The 18770-nt window shown below is 44.0% G+C and carries 21 protein-coding genes; 1 reads left to right on the plus strand and 20 read right to left on the minus strand.

What is annotated here, in order from left to right; genetic code table 11:
- Nucleotides 1-43 precede the first annotated feature (43 nt).
- From acpP to HNQ84_RS00165, 10 genes are all read right to left on the minus strand, one after another.
- A complete protein-coding gene (gene acpP / locus HNQ84_RS00120) occupies nt 44-280 on the minus strand; it encodes an acyl carrier protein (RefSeq protein ID WP_003394967.1) in 237 nt (78 codons plus the stop codon).
- A 58-nt stretch (nt 281-338) separates the two neighbouring features.
- Nucleotides 339-1076 (minus strand): 3-oxoacyl-[acyl-carrier-protein] reductase, encoded by a 738-nt coding sequence (gene fabG, locus HNQ84_RS00125; protein ID WP_032099749.1) that lies wholly within the window; start codon nt 1074-1076, stop codon nt 339-341.
- Nucleotides 1077-1078: 2 nt separating this feature from the next.
- Nucleotides 1079-2020 (minus strand): ACP S-malonyltransferase, encoded by a 942-nt coding sequence (gene fabD, locus HNQ84_RS00130; protein ID WP_435620754.1) that lies wholly within the window; start codon nt 2018-2020, stop codon nt 1079-1081.
- Nucleotides 2021-2031: 11 nt separating this feature from the next.
- Complete coding sequence (gene plsX / locus HNQ84_RS00135) at nt 2032-3021, minus strand: phosphate acyltransferase PlsX (protein ID WP_435620755.1); 990 nt, start codon at nt 3019-3021, stop codon at nt 2032-2034.
- Nucleotides 3018-3602 (minus strand): transcription factor FapR, encoded by a 585-nt coding sequence (fapR, locus tag HNQ84_RS00140; protein WP_183241609.1) that lies wholly within the window; start codon nt 3600-3602, stop codon nt 3018-3020. The genes plsX and fapR overlap by 4 nt, the downstream gene beginning before the upstream one ends.
- Before the next feature lie 75 nt (nt 3603-3677).
- Complete coding sequence (gene recG, locus HNQ84_RS00145; RefSeq protein ID WP_435620756.1) at nt 3678-5726, minus strand: ATP-dependent DNA helicase RecG; 2049 nt, start codon at nt 5724-5726, stop codon at nt 3678-3680.
- Entirely contained in the window at nt 5719-6606 is an 888-nt protein-coding gene (gene sdaAA / locus HNQ84_RS00150; RefSeq protein ID WP_435620757.1) for an L-serine ammonia-lyase, iron-sulfur-dependent, subunit alpha, read from the minus strand. Before sdaAA ends, recG begins: the two co-directional genes overlap by 8 nt.
- A gap of 24 nt (nt 6607-6630) precedes the next feature.
- Nucleotides 6631-7293, minus strand: coding sequence for an L-serine ammonia-lyase, iron-sulfur-dependent subunit beta (sdaAB, locus tag HNQ84_RS00155; RefSeq protein ID WP_435620758.1), 663 nt, complete (start codon nt 7291-7293; stop codon nt 6631-6633).
- Nucleotides 7294-7379: 86 nt separating this feature from the next.
- Nucleotides 7380-9038 (minus strand): DAK2 domain-containing protein, encoded by a 1659-nt coding sequence (locus HNQ84_RS00160; protein ID WP_435620759.1) that lies wholly within the window; start codon nt 9036-9038, stop codon nt 7380-7382.
- 17 nt (nt 9039-9055) lie between these two features.
- Entirely contained in the window at nt 9056-9418 is a 363-nt protein-coding gene (locus HNQ84_RS00165) for an Asp23/Gls24 family envelope stress response protein (RefSeq protein WP_032099757.1), read from the minus strand.
- Between the two features lie 220 nt (nt 9419-9638).
- Here HNQ84_RS00165 and rpmB point away from each other — a divergent pair, with 220 nt between their 5' ends.
- Nucleotides 9639-9824 (plus strand): 50S ribosomal protein L28, encoded by a 186-nt coding sequence (gene rpmB, locus HNQ84_RS00170; RefSeq protein WP_003394988.1) that lies wholly within the window; start codon nt 9639-9641, stop codon nt 9822-9824.
- Between the two features lie 30 nt (nt 9825-9854).
- Here the strand turns inward: rpmB and spoVM are convergent, their stop codons facing one another.
- The 10 genes from spoVM to def form a co-directional block, all read right to left on the minus strand.
- Nucleotides 9855-9935, minus strand: coding sequence for a stage V sporulation protein SpoVM (spoVM, locus tag HNQ84_RS00175; RefSeq protein WP_003394991.1), 81 nt, complete (start codon nt 9933-9935; stop codon nt 9855-9857).
- A gap of 73 nt (nt 9936-10008) precedes the next feature.
- The gene (locus HNQ84_RS00180; protein ID WP_183247097.1) at nt 10009-10647 is read right to left on the minus strand and encodes a thiamine diphosphokinase; all 639 of its coding nucleotides are present in this window, start codon (nt 10645-10647) and stop codon (nt 10009-10011) included.
- 30 nt (nt 10648-10677) lie between these two features.
- Complete coding sequence (gene rpe / locus HNQ84_RS00185; protein ID WP_435620760.1) at nt 10678-11334, minus strand: ribulose-phosphate 3-epimerase; 657 nt, start codon at nt 11332-11334, stop codon at nt 10678-10680.
- Nucleotides 11335-11336: 2 nt separating this feature from the next.
- Complete coding sequence (rsgA, locus tag HNQ84_RS00190) at nt 11337-12218, minus strand: ribosome small subunit-dependent GTPase A (RefSeq protein ID WP_435620761.1); 882 nt, start codon at nt 12216-12218, stop codon at nt 11337-11339.
- A gap of 11 nt (nt 12219-12229) precedes the next feature.
- Entirely contained in the window at nt 12230-14155 is a 1926-nt protein-coding gene (gene pknB / locus HNQ84_RS00195; RefSeq protein ID WP_435620762.1) for a Stk1 family PASTA domain-containing Ser/Thr kinase, read from the minus strand.
- Nucleotides 14156-14161: 6 nt separating this feature from the next.
- A complete protein-coding gene (locus HNQ84_RS00200; RefSeq protein ID WP_435620763.1) occupies nt 14162-14911 on the minus strand; it encodes a Stp1/IreP family PP2C-type Ser/Thr phosphatase in 750 nt (249 codons plus the stop codon).
- Between the two features lie 50 nt (nt 14912-14961).
- Nucleotides 14962-16011, minus strand: a complete 1050-nt coding sequence (gene rlmN / locus HNQ84_RS00205) for a dual-specificity RNA methyltransferase RlmN (RefSeq protein ID WP_055441181.1) — start codon at nt 16009-16011, stop codon at nt 14962-14964.
- Nucleotides 16008-17354 (minus strand): 16S rRNA (cytosine(967)-C(5))-methyltransferase RsmB, encoded by a 1347-nt coding sequence (gene rsmB / locus HNQ84_RS00210; RefSeq protein ID WP_435620764.1) that lies wholly within the window; start codon nt 17352-17354, stop codon nt 16008-16010. The genes rlmN and rsmB overlap by 4 nt, the downstream gene beginning before the upstream one ends.
- On the minus strand, nt 17347-18291 hold the full coding sequence (fmt, locus tag HNQ84_RS00215; RefSeq protein WP_435620765.1) for a methionyl-tRNA formyltransferase: 945 nt from the start codon (nt 18289-18291) through the stop codon (nt 17347-17349). The genes rsmB and fmt overlap by 8 nt, the downstream gene beginning before the upstream one ends.
- Entirely contained in the window at nt 18288-18761 is a 474-nt protein-coding gene (gene def, locus HNQ84_RS00220; RefSeq protein WP_435620766.1) for a peptide deformylase, read from the minus strand. Before def ends, fmt begins: the two co-directional genes overlap by 4 nt.
- Nucleotides 18762-18770 lie beyond the last annotated feature (9 nt).

Consider the following 18770-nt stretch of genomic DNA (forward strand, 5'->3'; position numbering starts at 1 on the left):
AAAAAGCATAGAAAGCCCCGCTTACAAAACGGGACTTTTCTTATTATGATAGACGGCTTTTTATGTAGTTTACTGCGTCACCGACAGTAACAATTTTCTCCGCCTCTTCATCTGAAATTTCCATATCAAATTCATCTTCTAATTCCATAACAAGCTCAACGACATCAAGCGAATCTGCTCCTAAATCTTCTTTGAATGAAGATTCAAGCGTTACTTGTGACTCCTCAACACCAAGGCGATCAACAATAATTTTCGTTACACGCTCTAACACATCTGCCATTTTATTCACCTCCCCTCAAGTCATTATACTGAATTATATCAGAAAATAAAACGAATTTTTACATGACCATGCCGCCATCAACATGAATCGTTTGCCCTGTCATATAGCTTGCCCCATCTGAGACGAGAAACGCTACAACATGCGCAATATCTTGTGGATTTCCAAAGCGAGCGAGCGGAATTTGTTGCAGCATCGCTTGGCGCACATCCTCGCTTAATTGATCGGTCATATCTGTCGTAATAAATCCAGGCGCAACAGCGTTGACCGTAATGTTTCGACTCGCTAGTTCTTTTGCTGCTGTTTTTGTTAGCCCGATGACACCTGCTTTTGCAGCAACATAGTTTGCTTGCCCTGGATTACCGCTTACGCCGACGATGGACGCTACGTTCACGATTCGACCGTATCGTTGTTTCATCATCGGACGTGTCACCGCCTTCGTGCATAAAAAGACACCTTTTAAGTTCGTATTGATGACCGCATCCCATTCTTCTTCTTTCATGCGCATAAGCAAGTTGTCGCGCGTAATGCCTGCATTGTTAACTAAAATATCGACGCGCCCCCAACGCTCAAGCACTTCTTTCACCATGCGCTCGACCGCTTCGCTGTTTGCGACATCCGCCTGTACAGCGAACGCTTCGCCACCATGCTCGACAATTTGAGCGACAACTTCATTTGCTTTCGTTTCACTTCCCGCATAATTGACAGCTACTTTTGCACCAAGACGAGCGAGATGCAAAGCAATTTCGCGCCCAATGCCACGTGACGCTCCTGTCACAATTGCTACTTTTCCTTCCATCTTTATTCCCCTTTCACCGCAGCCACCGTCGCTATAAACGAAGCTTCATCAAAAATCGAATAGACGTTGACATGACGGTTTATTTTTTTCACAAGACCGCTTAATACTTTTCCAGGACCGATTTCAATAAACGTATCTACACCTAAATCAATCATCGTTTGTATAGATTGCTCCCAACGAACAGGCGAATACAATTGTTCAACGAGACGATGTTTGATTTCCGTCGGATCTGTCATCGGCTCAGCCGTCACGTTCGAAATGACAGGCACTTTACTTAGTTGAAACGACAATGTGTTAAGCACCGCTGAAAACTGTTCTGCTGCTGGCTTCATTAAAACGGAATGAAACGGCCCGCTTACTTCAAGCGGAATGATCCGCTTCGCCCCTTTTTCTTTTGCAAGTTGTGATGCTCGCTCGACCGCTTCTTTTGCCCCTGAAATGACAATTTGTCCCGGACAGTTTAAGTTTGCTAATTGAACAGGTGATGATTCCGTTGATGCTTCATCGACAACTTGTTGCAATAACGCTTCATCCATACCAAGCACCGCAGCCATCGTTCCTTGTCCTGACGGCACTGCCTTTTCCATCAATTCTCCGCGCTTACGCACCGCATATACAGCGTCGGAAAACGACAGCACAGATGCCGCAACGAGCGCGCTATATTCTCCGAGACTATGTCCTGCAACATAATGCGGAACAATACCGACTTCTGTTACTTTTTGTAAAAATGCGATGCTTGTCGTCAATAATGCCGGTTGGGCATTTTCAGTTTTTGTTAATACGTCTTGTGGACCTTCAAAAATGAGCTGTGACAAAGAAATTTGCAATCGTTCATCCGCTTGGCGAAAAACAGCAGCTACTGCTTCATCTTTTTCCGCCCATTCTTTCCCCATGCCGACCGTTTGTGAACCTTGTCCCGGAAAAATAAATGCGATTTTCCCCATCATGCCACCTCTTATTGTTTTATTTCAGCTACGGATTGTTTCACCATTTGTACAACGTCATTGGCAACCATTTCGCGCGCTTGGCGCACCGCATGAAAAATAGCGTGAGCATCGGATGAGCCATGTGCTTTAATGACTGGTGCTCGTAAACCGAACAGTGCTGCACCACCATATTCTGCATAATCCATTTTTTTCTTCAATTGCATAAGCTGTGGCTTCAATGCAAGCGCCGCCATTTTGCTAACGACATTGCTTGTCAATGCTGATTTTAACATTGAGAAAACAGCGATTGCCGTTCCTTCGATCGTTTTTAGCGCGACGTTGCCGGTAAATCCGTCAATAACAACGACATCCGCTACTCCTTCTAATAAATCGCGCGCTTCCACGTTTCCGACAAAGTTTAACGACGTCTGTTGTATAAGTTGAAACGCCTTTTTTGCTAATTCATTTCCTTTTTGATCCTCTGTTCCGACATTTAATAAACCGATGCGTGGGCGACTAATGCCACGCACTTTTTCAGCGTATGCCGCACCCATGAGCGCATATTGCAATAAATGTTCTGGACGAGCATCAACGTTTGCTCCAACATCTAACAATACAAATCCTTTTCCATCAATCGTTGGCAACGTCGGCGCAAGCGCAGGACGATCAATGCCATCAATACGGCCGACGATAAACAGCCCTGCAGCCATTAAAGCGCCCGTATTTCCCGCAGAAATGCACGCATCTGCACGTCCTTCACTTACTTCGTTTGCCATTAATACCATGGACGCCTCTTTTTTACGGCGAACCGCACGGACAGGCTCATCTGTTGCTTCAATCACTTGTTCAGTATGAATAATGGATAATCGTTCATCATTTGTTATGTACGGGCGAATGAGGGTTTCATTTCCGACAAGCGTAATTTCGATATCTTGAAAATGCTCAATCGCCTTTTGTGCACCGATCACGACTTCTTTCGGTGCGTGATCGCCTCCCATGGCATCGATCGCGATTTTCATCTTTCTTCTCCGTCCTTTTTAACAACGTTTGAGCGATACATATGAAATTCTCCTTGAAAAACAAGTTCTTGTCCTACGTAACTATTTACTTCGACGACGGTGCGCCCGTTTTCGTTTAAATTTTTCACTTTTGCTTTGGCGACGACGCGCTCACCTTCTTTGACAGGGCGCATAAAACGAATGTTTGCCTTTGCCGTTAATGCGAGTTCATCGTTAATAACTGCTACAGCGAGCGAATTCGCTTGGGCAAATAAATGATGCCCTCGTGCAATTTGATTACGTTTAAACACATGTTCTTGTTTGACATCAAAAATCGAAATCGCACTTTCGTCCAATTGCATATCAATAATTTCTCCGATGACTTCTTCAATAGGCAACGACTTCACTTCGTCAGCGAATGTGCGCTCAGCAACATGTTTAATGCGCTCGCGCAACTCCGGAATCGATAGTTCTAGGCGATCGAGGCGGATCGTTTGAATGCTGACTGAAAATTTTTCGGCAAGCTGTTCGTCCGTAATAAAAGGATTTTCTTCAATCGTTGCTTGCAGTAATCGTTGCCGTTCTCGTTTATTTCTTCTCATGTTCGATCCACCATCCGAATTATTACTAGGTACTAATAGTAGTATATAACACCCAAAGTGACATTTCAACAACTTTTAATCTAATTTTTCGCCGTTTAAAACGCCCGATTGTTGTAGATGTTCACGAAGTAGCGCATATGTTTCATCGCGCCAAAACGAAGGCGAAGCAATGAGGCGCGCCGCATCTTGTCGCGCCACTTCTAAAATGCGATAGTCGTGAACAAGATCGCCAAGGCGAAACTCGGGCATACCGCTTTGCTTCGTTCCGAAAAAGTCGCCCGGTCCACGTAGCTCTAAATCTTTTTCAGACAATACAAAGCCATCGTTTGTTTCTGTCATAATGCGCATTCGCTCTTTTCCGGTTTCTGATTTTGGATCGGCAACTAAAATACAGTACGACTGCGCTTGTCCACGCCCAACGCGCCCACGCAACTGATGAAGTTGGGCAAGACCGAAACGATCCGCATCATAAATGACCATGACCGTTGCATTCGGAACGTTTACGCCGACCTCAACAACCGTTGTAGAAACTAAAATATGGATGTCGTTTGTGCTAAAAGCACGCATCACTTCTTCTTTTTCTTCTGAAGATAAACGACCGTGCATCAATCCAATGCGATATCGTCCTTTATAATAGTGCGTCAGCATCGCATGCACATCAATAGCATTTTGAACATCAAGCTTTTCTGATTCTTCAATGAGCGGGCAAATGACGTATGCTTGATGACCCGCATCGACTTGTTTGGCAATAAATTGAAATACACGTTCAAGCATATCGTGTTTTACCCAATATGTTTCAATTTTTTTTCTTCCTTTTGGCATTTCATCAATGACGGACACGTCCATTTCTCCAAAGGCCGTAATCGCAAGCGTGCGTGGAATAGGTGTCGCCGTCATAAATAATACATCGGGTGATTGGCCTTTTTCACGTAAAATACGTCGCTGTTCGACCCCGAAACGATGTTGTTCATCTGTGATAACAACACCAAGTTTCGCAAAATTGACATCGTCTTGAATGAGCGCGTGCGTACCGACAACAATGTGAACGTCGCCTGCTGCGAGCTGTTCGAGTAGCTGTTTACGCCTTTTTCCTTTTACCGAACTCGTCAACAGTTCAACACGAATGCCCATCGGTGCAAGTAGCGAACAAAGGGACTCAGCATGTTGCTCAGCTAAAATTTCTGTCGGTACCATTAACGCTCCTTGATACCCTGATAAATACACTGCGTATAATACAATAGCAGCAACGACTGTTTTTCCCGAACCGACATCGCCTTGTAATAGGCGATTCATGCGGTATGGTGATTTTAAATCTTGCACAATTTCACGCACAACGCGCTGTTGGGCGTTCGTTAACGGAAAAGGAAGCGACTGAATAAAAGTATGAAGCTGCTCATCAGAAAAGTGATGCGCAATGCCCGGTGACTGTTCGCGACGATATTTTTTCAACGCTTGCATTTTTAATTGAAAAAGTAAAAACTCTTCATAAACGAGACGACGCCGCGCTTGTTTCAGTTGCTCGTGCGAAAGCGGCATATGAATAGCTCGTATCGCATCACGTTTTGCTATGAGCCGATATGTTTGTAGCAACTCGTTCGGCAACGGGTCGACAATCGCATCACCGTATTGTTGCAAAGCGAGCGCAATAAAACGTCGCATACCTTTCACCGTTACATCGCCACGCGTCGAATAAACCGGTTCGATTTCCTTTTGCTGTTTCATTTCCCCGATGTGTAACTGTTGTACCGTAATCGTTTGACGATGTTTATCCCACTTTCCTGTGATCGTTACCGTTTCGTGTAAAGCAAGCTTCTTTTTCAAATACGGTTGGTTAAAACAAACGGCGGTTACTAAAAACCGGTCCACAAGTACACGAAACGTTAAGCGTGACTTTTTTCGGCTATAATATGTGAGGACAGGCTCGCTATATACTTTGCCAACGATCGTTATTTTTTCATCGTGCTTTGCCTCTTCTAATGAACATATGCGATAATCTTCATAACGAAAAGGGAAATGATATAACAGTTGTTCAATTGTATGAATTCCCATCTCATAAAGCGTAGCCGCCGTCTCTTCTCCAATTCCTTTAATCGCTGTGACTGTTTGTTGTAGTACGTCACTCACGTTTCTCATTCGGCTTGCCGAAAATGCTCGCTTCTAATTTACGAGCGGTCGGCGTCGCCGCTAACCCTCCTTGTGCTGTTTCTTTTAATGCAATAGGCATCGTTTGACCGATGCGGAACATCGCTTCAATGACTTCATCGCACGGAATGCGACTCTGTATCCCAGCAAGTGCCATATCAGCAGCAATCATCGCATTTGCTGCTCCGATCGCATTTCGTTTCACACATGGTACTTCCACTAACCCTGCAACAGGGTCACAGACGAGCCCAAGCATATTTTTTAAAGCGATCGCCATCGCTTCTGCCGCTTGTCTTGGTGTACCACCAGCCATTTCGACAAGCGCCGCCGCTGCCATGCCTGCTGCTGAACCGACTTCCGCTTGACAACCTCCTGCCGCCCCAGAAATCGATGCATTGTTTGCGACGACAAATCCGAACGCACCAGCTGTAAATAAAAACTCAACCATTTGTTCACGCGTCGGCTTCAGTTTTTCTTTCACTGCAAATAACGTACCTGGGACGACACCAGCCGATCCTGCTGTCGGGGTAGCACAAATCATTCCCATCGCCGCGTTCACTTCGTTCGTCGCCATCGCTTTGCTGACGGCATCTAAAATCGTTTCTCCCGATAAAAATTGGCCGCGTGCAATATATTGTTGCAAGAGTGGAGCATCGCCGCCCGTTAGCCCGGAATGCGAGCGAACGCCTGCTAATCCGCGTATGACGGCTTGTTCCATCACTTGTAAGTTTTTCTCCATTTGCGCAATGATATCCTCTCGACTGCGCTCAGTGACTTCCATTTCTTGACGAATCATCACTTCAGCAATTTTTATTTGTTCCCGTTCCGCTCGTTCCACAAGTTCTGCTACATTTCGAAACATCGTTATCTCCCCTTTGCGACGCGCTTACTCGACAATTTTTGTTACGTCAATAATATGTGGTAGCGCTTTTAATTGTTCGACAATCGCATCGTCAATATTTTGATCGACTTCAATCGTCATTAACGCTTGTTTTCCTTTTTCCTTCCGCGAGACTTCCATATGACCGATGTTGATAGCATATTTCGCTAACACGTTAGCGACCCCTGCGATCGCTCCATAACGATCGTTATGCATAATTAGAAGGGCAGGGTGATGACCAGAAAGCTTTAGTTCGAAACCGTTTAGCTCAATAATTTCAACTTTTCCACCGCCAATCGAAATGCCGACAAGCTCTAATTCGCCTTGTTCGTCGCCGAGACGAATTTTTGCGGTGTTTGGGTGAGGCGGAATCGCTTCTTCTTCATGAAACGTGATGCGAATACCTTCTTGTTTGGCGATGTGTAACGACGTTTTCATTCGTTCATCAAACGTATCAAAATTTAATAAACCGCCGACGATGGCAACATCTGTCCCGTGCCCTTTGTACGTCTCAGCGAATGAACCGTAAAAGAAAATATCGGCCCATGCTGGCTTTCTCCCAAATAAATTGCGCGCTACTTTGCCAATGCGTACCGCTCCTGCCGTATGCGAACTTGACGGACCGATCATAATCGGACCGATAATGTCAAATACACTGCGATATTTCACGTTTTGTTCTCCCCTTTGTCATCTTCATGAAAAAGAAGGGGAACACTCCCCTTCTTTCATCATATGTGAATGATAGCGATCTCGCTTTATTCAATCGCAAAAATAAATGGATATAGCGGTTGGCCACCTTGATGCGTTTCTACTTCGACATGCGGGAATTGTTGTTCGACAAATTGAACGACGTGTGCGAGTTGTTCTTCTGTCGCATCTTCTCCAAAGAGAATCGTTAAAATCTCATCTTCCTCGCTAACCATATGTGTAAGTAACGTTTCAACGACATACGTAAGCTCTTTGTCGGATACGACAATTTTTCCATCGGCAATTCCCATATAATCATCTTTTTCGATTTCGACACCATCAATATTTGTATCGCGTACAGCAAACGTCACTTGTCCTGTTTTTACGCGAGCAAGCGCCTCCGTCATCGCTTTCTCATTGTCTTCTTTTGTCGCAGAAGGGTTAAAGGAAAGCAGAGCAGTCATGCCTTGTGGTACTGTTTTTGATGGAATGACGACCACATCACATGAAGCGACAGAAGCAGCTTGTTGAGCTGCTAAAATAATATTTTTATTGTTTGGCAAAACAAATACCGTTTGGGCATTTACTTCCTCAATTGCCTTCACGATGTCTTCTGTGCTTGGATTCATCGTTTGTCCACCTTCGATGACCGCATGAGCACCGATGCTTGTAAATAATTCGGCAATGCCATCCCCCATCGCCACCGCAACGATGCCGTATGGGATGCGCTCTTGTTTTTTCGGCGGCTGCATCTCTTGGTGAACGATATTTGCATGCTGTTCACGCATGTTTTCGATTTTAATGTTAATTAAACTCCCGTAGCGTTGTGCGTATGTGAGCACTTCACCTGGTTGCTCCGCATGAATGTGCACTTTCACTAATTCGTCATCTGCAATGACAAGGAGCGAATCACCGAAGCGGCTTAAATCTTGACGAAATGCATCTTCATGGAACGGATGTTTCGCTACTTTATCTTGCTCAAATTTCACCATAAATTCTGTACAATATCCAAATTCGATGTCATCTGCACTCAGATGGCTTTGAACGTTGCGATGATGTTCTGTGCGGACGAGCTGTTCCATTGACAACGCTTCTGTTTCTGCAATCGTTTCACCTTTTAAAGCAGCTAAAAATCCTTCATATACAAATACGAGGCCTTGTCCACCGCTGTCAACGACACCTACTTCTTTTAAGACAGGAAGCAAATCAGGCGTCCGCTTCAGCGATGCTTTTGCTTCTTTCAGCACTTCCGTCATCACAACGACGATATCCGTTTCTTTTTTCGCCACAGCTACTGCGCGCTTTGCTGCGTCTTTTGCAACCGTTAAAATCGTTCCTTCAACCGGCTTCATCACCGCTTTATATGCCGTTTGTACGCCCGCTTCAAGCGCTGCCGCAAACTCTTTGCTGTTAATTTCGCTTTTTTGTTCAATTGCTTTCGCAAATCCACGGAATAATTGTGATAAAATGACGCCTGAATTTCCGCGCGCGCCCATTAACAACCCTTTCGCTAGTGCACTTGCCACTTTTCCGATATGGTCAGATACGTGATTTTTTACTTCTTTCGCACCAGATGTCATCGACAAATTCATATTCGTTCCTGTATCCCCATCTGGAACGGGAAACACGTTTAATGCATCTACTGTTTTTGCATTGTTCGCTAAATGTGTCGCGCCTTGCAACACCATTTGTGCAAAGCGTTTCCCATCTAATGTTGTCATTGTCACAGACTAGTTCCTCCTCACTACGGATTCGTGACACGAACCCCTTGAACATAGATGTTAATCGAATGAACAGATAAACCTAACGTTTGATCTAACGTATACTTCACTTTCGTTTGTACGTTATGGGCAACTTCAGAAATTTTCGTACCGTAGCTAACGATGACGTATAAATCGATGTGCACTTCATCGTTTTCTTGGCGAACAACAATACCTTTTGCGAAATTTTCACGACGTAAAATTTCAGCAATCCCATCTTTCAATTGATTTTTTGATGCCATGCCGACAATGCCGTAACAATCGACCGCGGCTCCTCCAGCAATTGCTGCAATGACATCGTTGCTAATTTCAACACGACCATATTTCGTTTGTAATTCAATGGACATCGCTCAAGTCCCCTTTCTTGTTAGGTAGCTAACGCCATTGTACTATACTCGGCTTATTTTTAAAAGTTCCTACCCATAGTATATTTACCCGAAATAGAAAACAGATGTCAAGGTTATTTTCTTGAAAGAGTATGTCGGAAGTATTGCAATCCGTTTTTATGTATGATAAATTATAGTAGTGTTTTGAGCACGTAGTTTGGCAAGTGAGGAGGGAAACAAAATGGCAAAATGCTTTGTGACTGGTAAGAAAAAATCATTCGGAAACGCTCGTTCTCACGCAATGAATGCGAGCCGCCGCACATGGAAAGCAAACCTTCAAAAAGTTCGCATTTTAGTTGACGGAAAGCCAAAGCGCGTTTGGGTTTCTGCTCGCGCATTAAAATCCGGAAAAGTAGAACGTGTGTAATAGAAAAAAGCACCAATCATTTGGTGCTTTTTATCCTTTTTTGAACGAATTTAACATTGCTCGCACAATTCCACCTAAAAATTTCGGCAACTTAATCGTATAAAATTTCACTATGATTCCCTCCCCTACAGTGCACACTCTTCTACTAATATATTCATCTCCGCACAAATCGTACCTCGAAGCGTTATTTTTCATCCTTGCTTCTTATCATCATTAATATGCCTTCAGTGAACGAAAAAGTACCAAAATGATGGATGAGTTCGTTGCTTACGCATAATGTTGATCCGAGCGGTATATCGTGCGCATCGAGCGAATATTTAAATCCCCGAAGCGTTAAAGCACGAATCGGGGTCATGGGGATAAAGGAAATATACGAATAGTCGCCTTCATTTTCAACGATATGTTCGCCGTTTCGATAAAGTGTAACGACATTTTGACGATCAATTAATTCAATTTGTCCATCTTTTCCTTTAAACAAAAGCTGGACGTTTCCGAATAAATGATCAAGTCGCCCACCTGTTCCTCCAAACACGCGAATTTTTGTCGCTTGTTGTTCAAGCGCCCAATCAAGTGCAATGTCTGTATCCGTTTGATCTTTTTCAGATGGCCATATGTCGATGTGAGGTAATTTTTTTTTCAATTGTTGTAACTCTCGTTCATCCATGGAGTCAAAATCGCCAAACGCTCGTTTTGGCATGATTCCCGCATCAAGTAGCGCTAAAACGCCACGATCTACTCCTATCCAACATACGTCTTCTCCGTCATAAGCTTGCAAATGAGGTAAGAAGCTTGTCGGCCCTCCTGCTACAAGATGAATAATCAATTGGCTCCCCTCCTAAGAAAGAAGGATGTGTCAAGATGACACACCCTCGCGAATAGCGCGAATTGCTTTGGCACGATCTTTTTGATTATAAATGGCTGATCCTGCAACGAGAACGTTCGCTCCGGCTTCGACACAAAGTTTTGCGGTTTCAGCGTGAATGCCGCCGTCGACTTCAATTTCAACAGAAATTCCACGCTCGCGAACGAGTGTTGAGAATGCTTGAATTTTTGGAAGTACTGCTGGAATAAACGATTGTCCGCCAAAGCCTGGGTTGACCGTCATAAATAAAACGAGGTCAAGGTCTTCAATCAAATGTTCAATCATCGAAATCGGCGTATGCGGATTTAACGCTACTCCTGCTTTCACACCATGTTCTTTAATAAGGTGGATCGTGCGATGTAAATGCGGACACGCTTCAACGTGTACGGTTAAATAGTCTGCTCCTGCTTTCGCAAACGTCGGGATATAACGGTCAGGTTGTTCGATCATTAAATGAACGTCAAGCGGCAATGTCGTCACAGGACGAATCGCCTCGACGATGAGCGGTCCGATGGTAATATTCGGGACGAAATGCCCGTCCATGACATCGACGTGAATATAATCCGCTCCCCCACGCTCTACATCGATAATTTCTTCGCCAAGTTTAGCAAAATTGGCAGATAAAATGGATGGTGCAATTTTAACCATGCTTAATACCTCGGCTTTCGTTCTTTTATTTCCTCGATAAAGCTCACGTAATGTTCGTAACGATAAGAAGGAATGTCTCCCGATGCTAACGCCTCTTTCACCGCACATTTTGGCTCGGCTGTATGCGTACAACCACGAAACTTACAATCAGCGCTTCTAGATACAAACTCTGGAAAACAAAGCGGCAATTGTTCGAGTTCGATCTCATCGAATTCTAGCGCACTAAATCCCGGCGTATCTGCAACAAAACCGCCCCCGATTTCAATTAACTCAACATGCCTTGTCGTATGTTTTCCTCGTCCAAGATGATGGGAAATGTCCCCTGTTTTTAACTGTAAGTCCGGACGTAACGCATTGAGTAAAGACGACTTCCCAACGCCCGACTGCCCCGCAAATACGGACACTTTTCCTGCAAAGTACGGCAATAACGCCTCAACGCCCGCAAGCGTTTTGACTGACACTTCTAACACATCATATCCAATTTGACGGTAATCGCGAATATATTGTTCGATGTGCGGCTTTGTTTCATCATCGACTAAATCCATTTTGCTTACAACAATAACGGGGCGAATGTGTTTTGCTTCAATGAATACGAGAAATCGATCAAGTAGTCCGGGGCTGAAATCTGGCTCGGCGGCTGAAAACACTAAGATCGCTTGATCGATATTTGCGATTGGCGGGCGAACAAGTTCATTTTTCCGCTCAAATACATCTAATATGTAGCCTTCTCGCTCATTTTCCGCCTGAAAAGAAACGTAGTCGCCGACAAGCGGCGTCACTTTCCGCTTCCGAAACACTCCACGACCACGACATTGATATACTTGACCGTCACTTAATACGTAATAAAAACCGCTTAGCGCTTTAATAATTTTTCCTTCTGCCATACCTTCCTCCTTTAAGGTGTTGTTGGATACGGGACGATACCTTCACGTACTGTCGTGCCATTGACAACGACGCGATATCTTCCTTGTTTCCCTTGTTGAATGACAAATTCAACACGTTCTTTTACATCATTTGTTAGGCGATAACGTTTGTACGGTTGAGCAAATGAATGGTTTTCATCTTCAATATATAATTCTGCCATGACTGGTTCATTCACATCAACAGGCGGTTCATACGGAATGTCAATTTCTTGAACGACTTTCTTTGTTTGCACCGGCTCTTTTCCAAGGGAAATAACGACCGTAACAGTCGCCCCTTTTTCCAATCTTGCATTCGCTTGTGGCGTTTGAGAAATAACGAGCCCTTTTTCGACTGTATCAGAATATTGCTGTTTGACGATGACGTACAATTGTTGGTCTGCTGCATAATCGCGCACACTTTTTTCCGTGTATCCTGTTAAGTCTTTTAAAATAATTTTTTCTTGCCCAAGGCTTACTGTGAAACGCACTTCTGTTTCTTCTGGCACCACTTTTTCACCTGGAAGCGGAAATTGCTCAATGATCGTTCCTGCAGGTTCGTCGCTATACACTTCCTTTTTATCAATAAGCAAATATTTTTCCGCTCGCAATTGTGGCTCGATATCAGCGATTTGCTCACCAACATAATTTTTGAACTCAACTTTTTTCTTTCCTATGCTCTTGTAAATTGTCACCGCCGTACCTACTTTTACGACTTTTCCAGCCTGTGGATTTGTACGAATGACGTAACCTTCTGCAATATCATCATGTTCTTCTTCAACCGTCTTTTCAATTTTCAAGCCTAACGACGTTAATTGTGTGATCGCCTCATCATAATTTTCATTCGTTACATCAGGCACAGTCACATCTTTTGGAAAAAATAAATCTGGAAGCCATGTGACCGCACTCACCCCAACACCGATGAACAACAAAAGAAACACCGTCCATGCAACAAGCCACTTTTTCGAGCGCTTCTTCTTTGGAGAAACGTCTTCTTGTCTTTCTTGTGGTGGAGAAGCGGCCGATTTGACAATTGGAATAATTTTCGTCTCTTCATCATCGTCTTCTATAGGTAACGTAAACTTCGCTTCGTTCATACGCTCCGGTGAAAGAGCGGTACGAATATGTTGTTGCATGTCTAATGCGCTATTGTAGCGATGCAACAAATTTTTTGCTGTTGCTTTTAACACAATGTTTTCTACACTTTGCGGAATATTCGGATTCCATCGTCGCACAGACGGTGTTTCTGTTTGCAAATGTTTCAATACAATCGCCACAGCAGATTCGCCAGAGAACGGCAATTGGCCTGTTAATAGTTCAAACATGACGATACCGAGCGAATAAATATCCGATTTTTCTGTCGCCATGCCACCTTTTGCTTGTTCAGGCGATAAATAATGAACAGAGCCTAAAACGGAATTTGTCTGGGTAATTGTCGTCGAACTTAAAGCAATCGCAATTCCAAAGTCTGTGATTTTTAATGTTCCGTCTTCTGCCACTAAAATATTTTGTGGCTTGATGTCACGATGAATGACCCCGTTTTGATGGGCGTGAGCCACTGCTCCTGTTAATTGATCCATCATGCGCAACACTTCTTGCACAGGGAGGGGAGCATGTTGCTGAATATATTGTTTTAACGTACATCCACGCACATATTCCATGACCATGTAATAAATACCGTCATCTTCTCCGACATCGTAAATCGTTACAATATTTTCATGGTTTAAACTTGTTGCGGCTTGTGCTTCGCGGCGAAAACGTTTAATAAATAATTCATCGTTTGCAAAATCTAAACGTAACACTTTTACAGCAACGTCGCGATCCAAAATGATATCTCTAGCTAAATAAACGTTCGCCATGCCACCGCCACCAATGAGTTGCAAAATTTTATAGCGACCGTTTAATCGTTTGCCGATGAGCACGAGCGATCACCTACTTTCATCCACATCTGCAAATTGTACGATCGCTAACGTAATATTATCTTCCCCACCGTGCTCATTTGCGACATCAATGAGCGCCTGCGCTTTTTCTTCAAGCGAGCGATCAGATGTCAATATGTCGACCATCGTCGATTCCGATACTTTATTAGAAAGTCCGTCAGAACAAAGCAATAACATATCTCCTTCTTCGACAGTCACTGTTTTCACGTCTAGCTGAATCGTCTGTTCTGTTCCGAGCGCACGCAATAGCACATGTTTACGCGGATGATATTCTGCATCTTCTTTCGATAGTTGCCCGCTTTTCACTAGCTCATTAACAAGAGAATGGTCTTCCGTCATTTGTTGAAAACCATTTGTATTTAACAAATAGCAACGACTATCACCAATGTGCCCGATCGTCGCAAACTGGTTTGTACAAATAGCAGCAACAACGGTCGTCCCCATTCCTTGACAATGATCGTTCGTTTGGGAGTGATGAAAGAGCGATTCGTTTACTTTCATGACATGTTCTTTTAGCCACGTTTCCGCTTGTTGTGGCGATGTCATTTCATCTGTTTCTTCCCAAAATTGTTTTAATTGTGTCATCGTCATTTCACTCGCCACATCGCCAGCCAGATGACCACCCATCCCGTCAGCGACAACGGCTAAATAGTTGCCTGCTTTATTGATAAAAACACCGCCGTTATCTTCATTATGCGACCTAATTTTACCGACATCCGTTTGAAACACCGCCTTCATACATGCACGATACTCACGCGAGTATCGCTTCCTCCCTTCTGCTGTCCCGTTTACGCTTTCGTTTCTTCTTTTCTTTCTTTTGCACGCAGTTGTCCGCATGCTGCATCAATATCATGCCCTTGTTCACGACGAATCGTGACGTTAATGCCGTGTTTTTTTAACGTTTTTTCAAACGCAAAAATTTGTTCACGCGGCGTACGAACATAGTTGCGTTCAGGTACGTAGTTGACTGGAATTAAATTGACATGGCATTTTAATCCTTTAATCAGTTCCGCAAGCTCTTCTGCATGTTCAATTTGATCGTTCACACCGCCAAATAAACCATATTCAAATGTGACGCGTCTCCCGGTTTTTTCAATGTAATAGCGCACCGCTTCCATTAATTCCGGCAATTTATAAGCGCGGTTAATCGGCATCAGTTTCGAGCGCAATTCCGTATTCGGTGCATGAAGCGAAATCGCAAAATTAATTTGCATATTTTCATCAGCGAATTGGTAAATTTTCGGGATAATACCGCTTGTCGATACGGTAATATGACGCGCGCCAATATGCAGCCCTTTCGGATGATTAACAATTTTTAAAAACTTGAGCAGCTCGTCATAGTTATCGAACGGTTCACCTATTCCCATCACGACGATGCTACTTACGCGTTCGTTCGTTTCATCGAGCGCTTTTTGCACTTTGACGACTTGAGCAACAATTTCACCTGCTTGTAAATTGCGCTTTAATCCGCCTAATGTCGAAGCGCAAAACGTACAGCCAATTCGGCAACCGACTTGAGTCGTGACACAAATCGAATTGCCGTAATCATGGCGCATAAGCACCGTTTCAATGGAATAGCCGTCATGAAGCTCAAATAAAAACTTCATTGTTCCGTCTTTTGATGTTTGCTGCACGAGCGTTTTTAATGTCGTGATGACAAAATGTTCATCTAACCGCTCGCGTAGCGCTTTTGGAATATTCGTCATGTCTTCAAACGATGTCACCCGTTTTTTATATAGCCATTCAAAAATTTGTGTGGCGCGAAACGGCTTTTCTCCTTGCTGTTCCACCCAACTTTGTAAGTCTTCTAAACGCAGGGAGTAAATGGATGGTTTCATATTATGTCACCTTTCTTTTTCAATGTTGCGATAAAAAATCCATCGCTAAATACGTAATGTGGAAGCAATTGCAACATACCGTCATGAACATACGATGCAACTGAAGATGGCAGGCGTGAAGCAAGCGTTTCGTCGCAATCATATTCGGGATGTTCATCTAAAAACTGAGCGATGACTTGCTCATTTTCTTCGCGATCAACGGTACATGTGCTATATACAAGCGTTCCGCCACGTTTTAAAAGCGGGGCAACGGCTCGTAAAATATTTAGTTGAACGTTTGCAAGTTGTGCAATATCTGTTTCGCTTTTCGCATATTTAATTTCCGGCTTCCGACGAATGACGCCAAGTCCTGAACAAGGGGCATCAACTAATATGCGATCAAACGTTTCAGCGACAAATTGCGTATGCGCTTGACGGCTATCGAGCTGTTTCGCTTCTATATTCGACAAGCCTAAACGCTTTGCCTGCTGTTCAATGAGTTTTACTTTATGATCGTGAATATCTAATGCAACGACACGACCTTTATTGTTCATTCGTTCTGCCATATGTGTCGTCTTTCCGCCTGGAGCCGCGCAACAGTCTAACACGACGTCTGTTTCCGTCGGAGAAAGGGCGTAAGCAACAAGCATTGAGCTTTCATCTTGAATCGTAATGAGCCCTTCTTGAAACACGCTCGTTTTCGCTGCATTTCCTTTTATGATTTTGATTCCAATCGGCACAACCGAAGAAGGAACGGCTTCAACTCCTTCTTCTTTTAGGCGAGCGATCACTTCTTCAACGGTTGTGCGCATGACGTTCACTCGTGCCGTTTGTTCAGGCGGTAAGTTGTTCACTTCACACATCCGTTTCGTCTCATCGAAGCCGAACTGTTCAATCCAACGCCGCACAAGCCAAAGCGGATGGCTCGTTGCGATTGCTAAACGTTCACTCTCGTCTTTCATTTCATCGAACGATCGCAACCCTTGGCGCTGAACGGAACGTAATATGCCGTTTACGAGCGAAGCAATACCGCGATGGCCACGACGTTTCGCAATTTCCACCGCTTCAAATAATACCGCACGATCAGGGATGCGGTCTAAATATACCATTTGATAAAGCGACAAGCGAAGCAATATGCGCACCCACGGTTCGATTTTTCCTTTGATAAACGGCTGTAAATAGTAATCGAGCGTATCGCGACGCTGAATCGTTCCGTATACTAATTCTGTTAACAGTGCCACGTCTTGAGCGGATAATTCGTTCGTTTCAATGACGTGATGTAACGACAAGTTGCTATATGCTCGTTTTTTTTCAATGTCCTCTAACACATGTAGCGCCAATTGGCGCACGTTTTGTTTACTCATTCGCCCCTCCTAATACTATCCCAATTGAAATCGTCGTGCCACGCAAAAAGTCGGTGGCGCTCATCTTTCGTTTTCCGGCTGGCTGCAGTTCCGTAATTTTTATCGCTGTCTCATTGCCGGTTGCAACGATGATGCCATCTTGCTCAACGGCGACAATCGTACCCGGCTTCGCTTGTGAAGAAGATTGTACTTTTTCTCCCCACCAAATTTTCCAACGCTCATCGCCATATGTCGTATAGGCAACAGGCCACGGATTCATGCCGCGAATATGGTTGTAAATGTCTTCACCTGTTTTCGTCCAATCGATTCGTTCTTGTTCAGGCTTAATGTTGTACGCAAATGTCGCATGTTCATCATCTTGCTTGATCGGCGTGATGTCGCCTCGAAACAGTTTCGGAAGCGTCTCAGAAAGTAGAGTTGCACCTGCTTGACTAAGTTTATCATGCAACGTTCCGACTGTATCGCGCTCATCAATTGGCACTTCTACTTGCGTTAATATATCACCTGCATCTAGCTTTTCAACCATGTACATAATTGTAATACCCGTTTTCTTTTTTCCTTGTAAAATGGCGTAATGAATTGGAGCACCTCCTCGCAATTCCGGCAAAAGTGACGCGTGAACATTTATACAGCCATACTTTGGTGCTTCTAAGAGCGGTTTCGGTAAAATTTGTCCGAATGCAGCGGTCACAATCAAATCAGGCTGTAGAGCGATTACTTCCTCGTATTGTTCTTTCTCACGAATTTTCGTCGGTTGTAGTACCGGAATGCCGTACGATTCAGCTGTCACTTTGACAGGTGGTGGGGTTAATTGTTGTTTTCGTCCTTTCGGTTTATCTGGTTGCGTCACGACGCCGACGACGTTATAGCCGTCTTTTATTAGTTGTTCTAAAATTGGAACGGCAAAATCAGGTGTTCCCATAAACACAATGTTCATTGTTCGAACTCTCCTTCTTCATAATAACGAATCACTTTTGACGTAAACAATATGCCACGTAAATGGTCGATCTCATGTTGTAACGCACGCGCTAAAAAGCCAGTCGCTTCGATTTCGAACGGGCGACCGCGGCGATTTTGCGCACGTACTTTCACGTATTGGAAGCGTTTCACTTCCCCAAATAATCCCGGAAAACTTAAACATCCTTCTGGTCCGATTTGTTCGCCGCCCTGTTCGACGATGACTGGATTAATGAATTCAATGCGCCCATGGCGGTCGCCAATGTCAACAATCGCAATTTGTTGAGCGATGCCGATTTGTGGGGCGGCTAAACCGACCCCATCGGCCGCAAGCATCGTATCGTACATGTCGTTTAATAGCTTCGTCAATTTTCGGTCAAATACGGTGACTGGCTGACAAGCGGTTTCTAAAATTGGTGCAGGATATGTTACAATCGGTAAAATGGCCAAATCGTCTCC

It is taken from the genome of Anoxybacillus eryuanensis (genome assembly GCF_051200995.1).
Taxonomy (GTDB): domain Bacteria; phylum Bacillota; class Bacilli; order Bacillales; family Anoxybacillaceae; genus Anoxybacillus; species Anoxybacillus tengchongensis.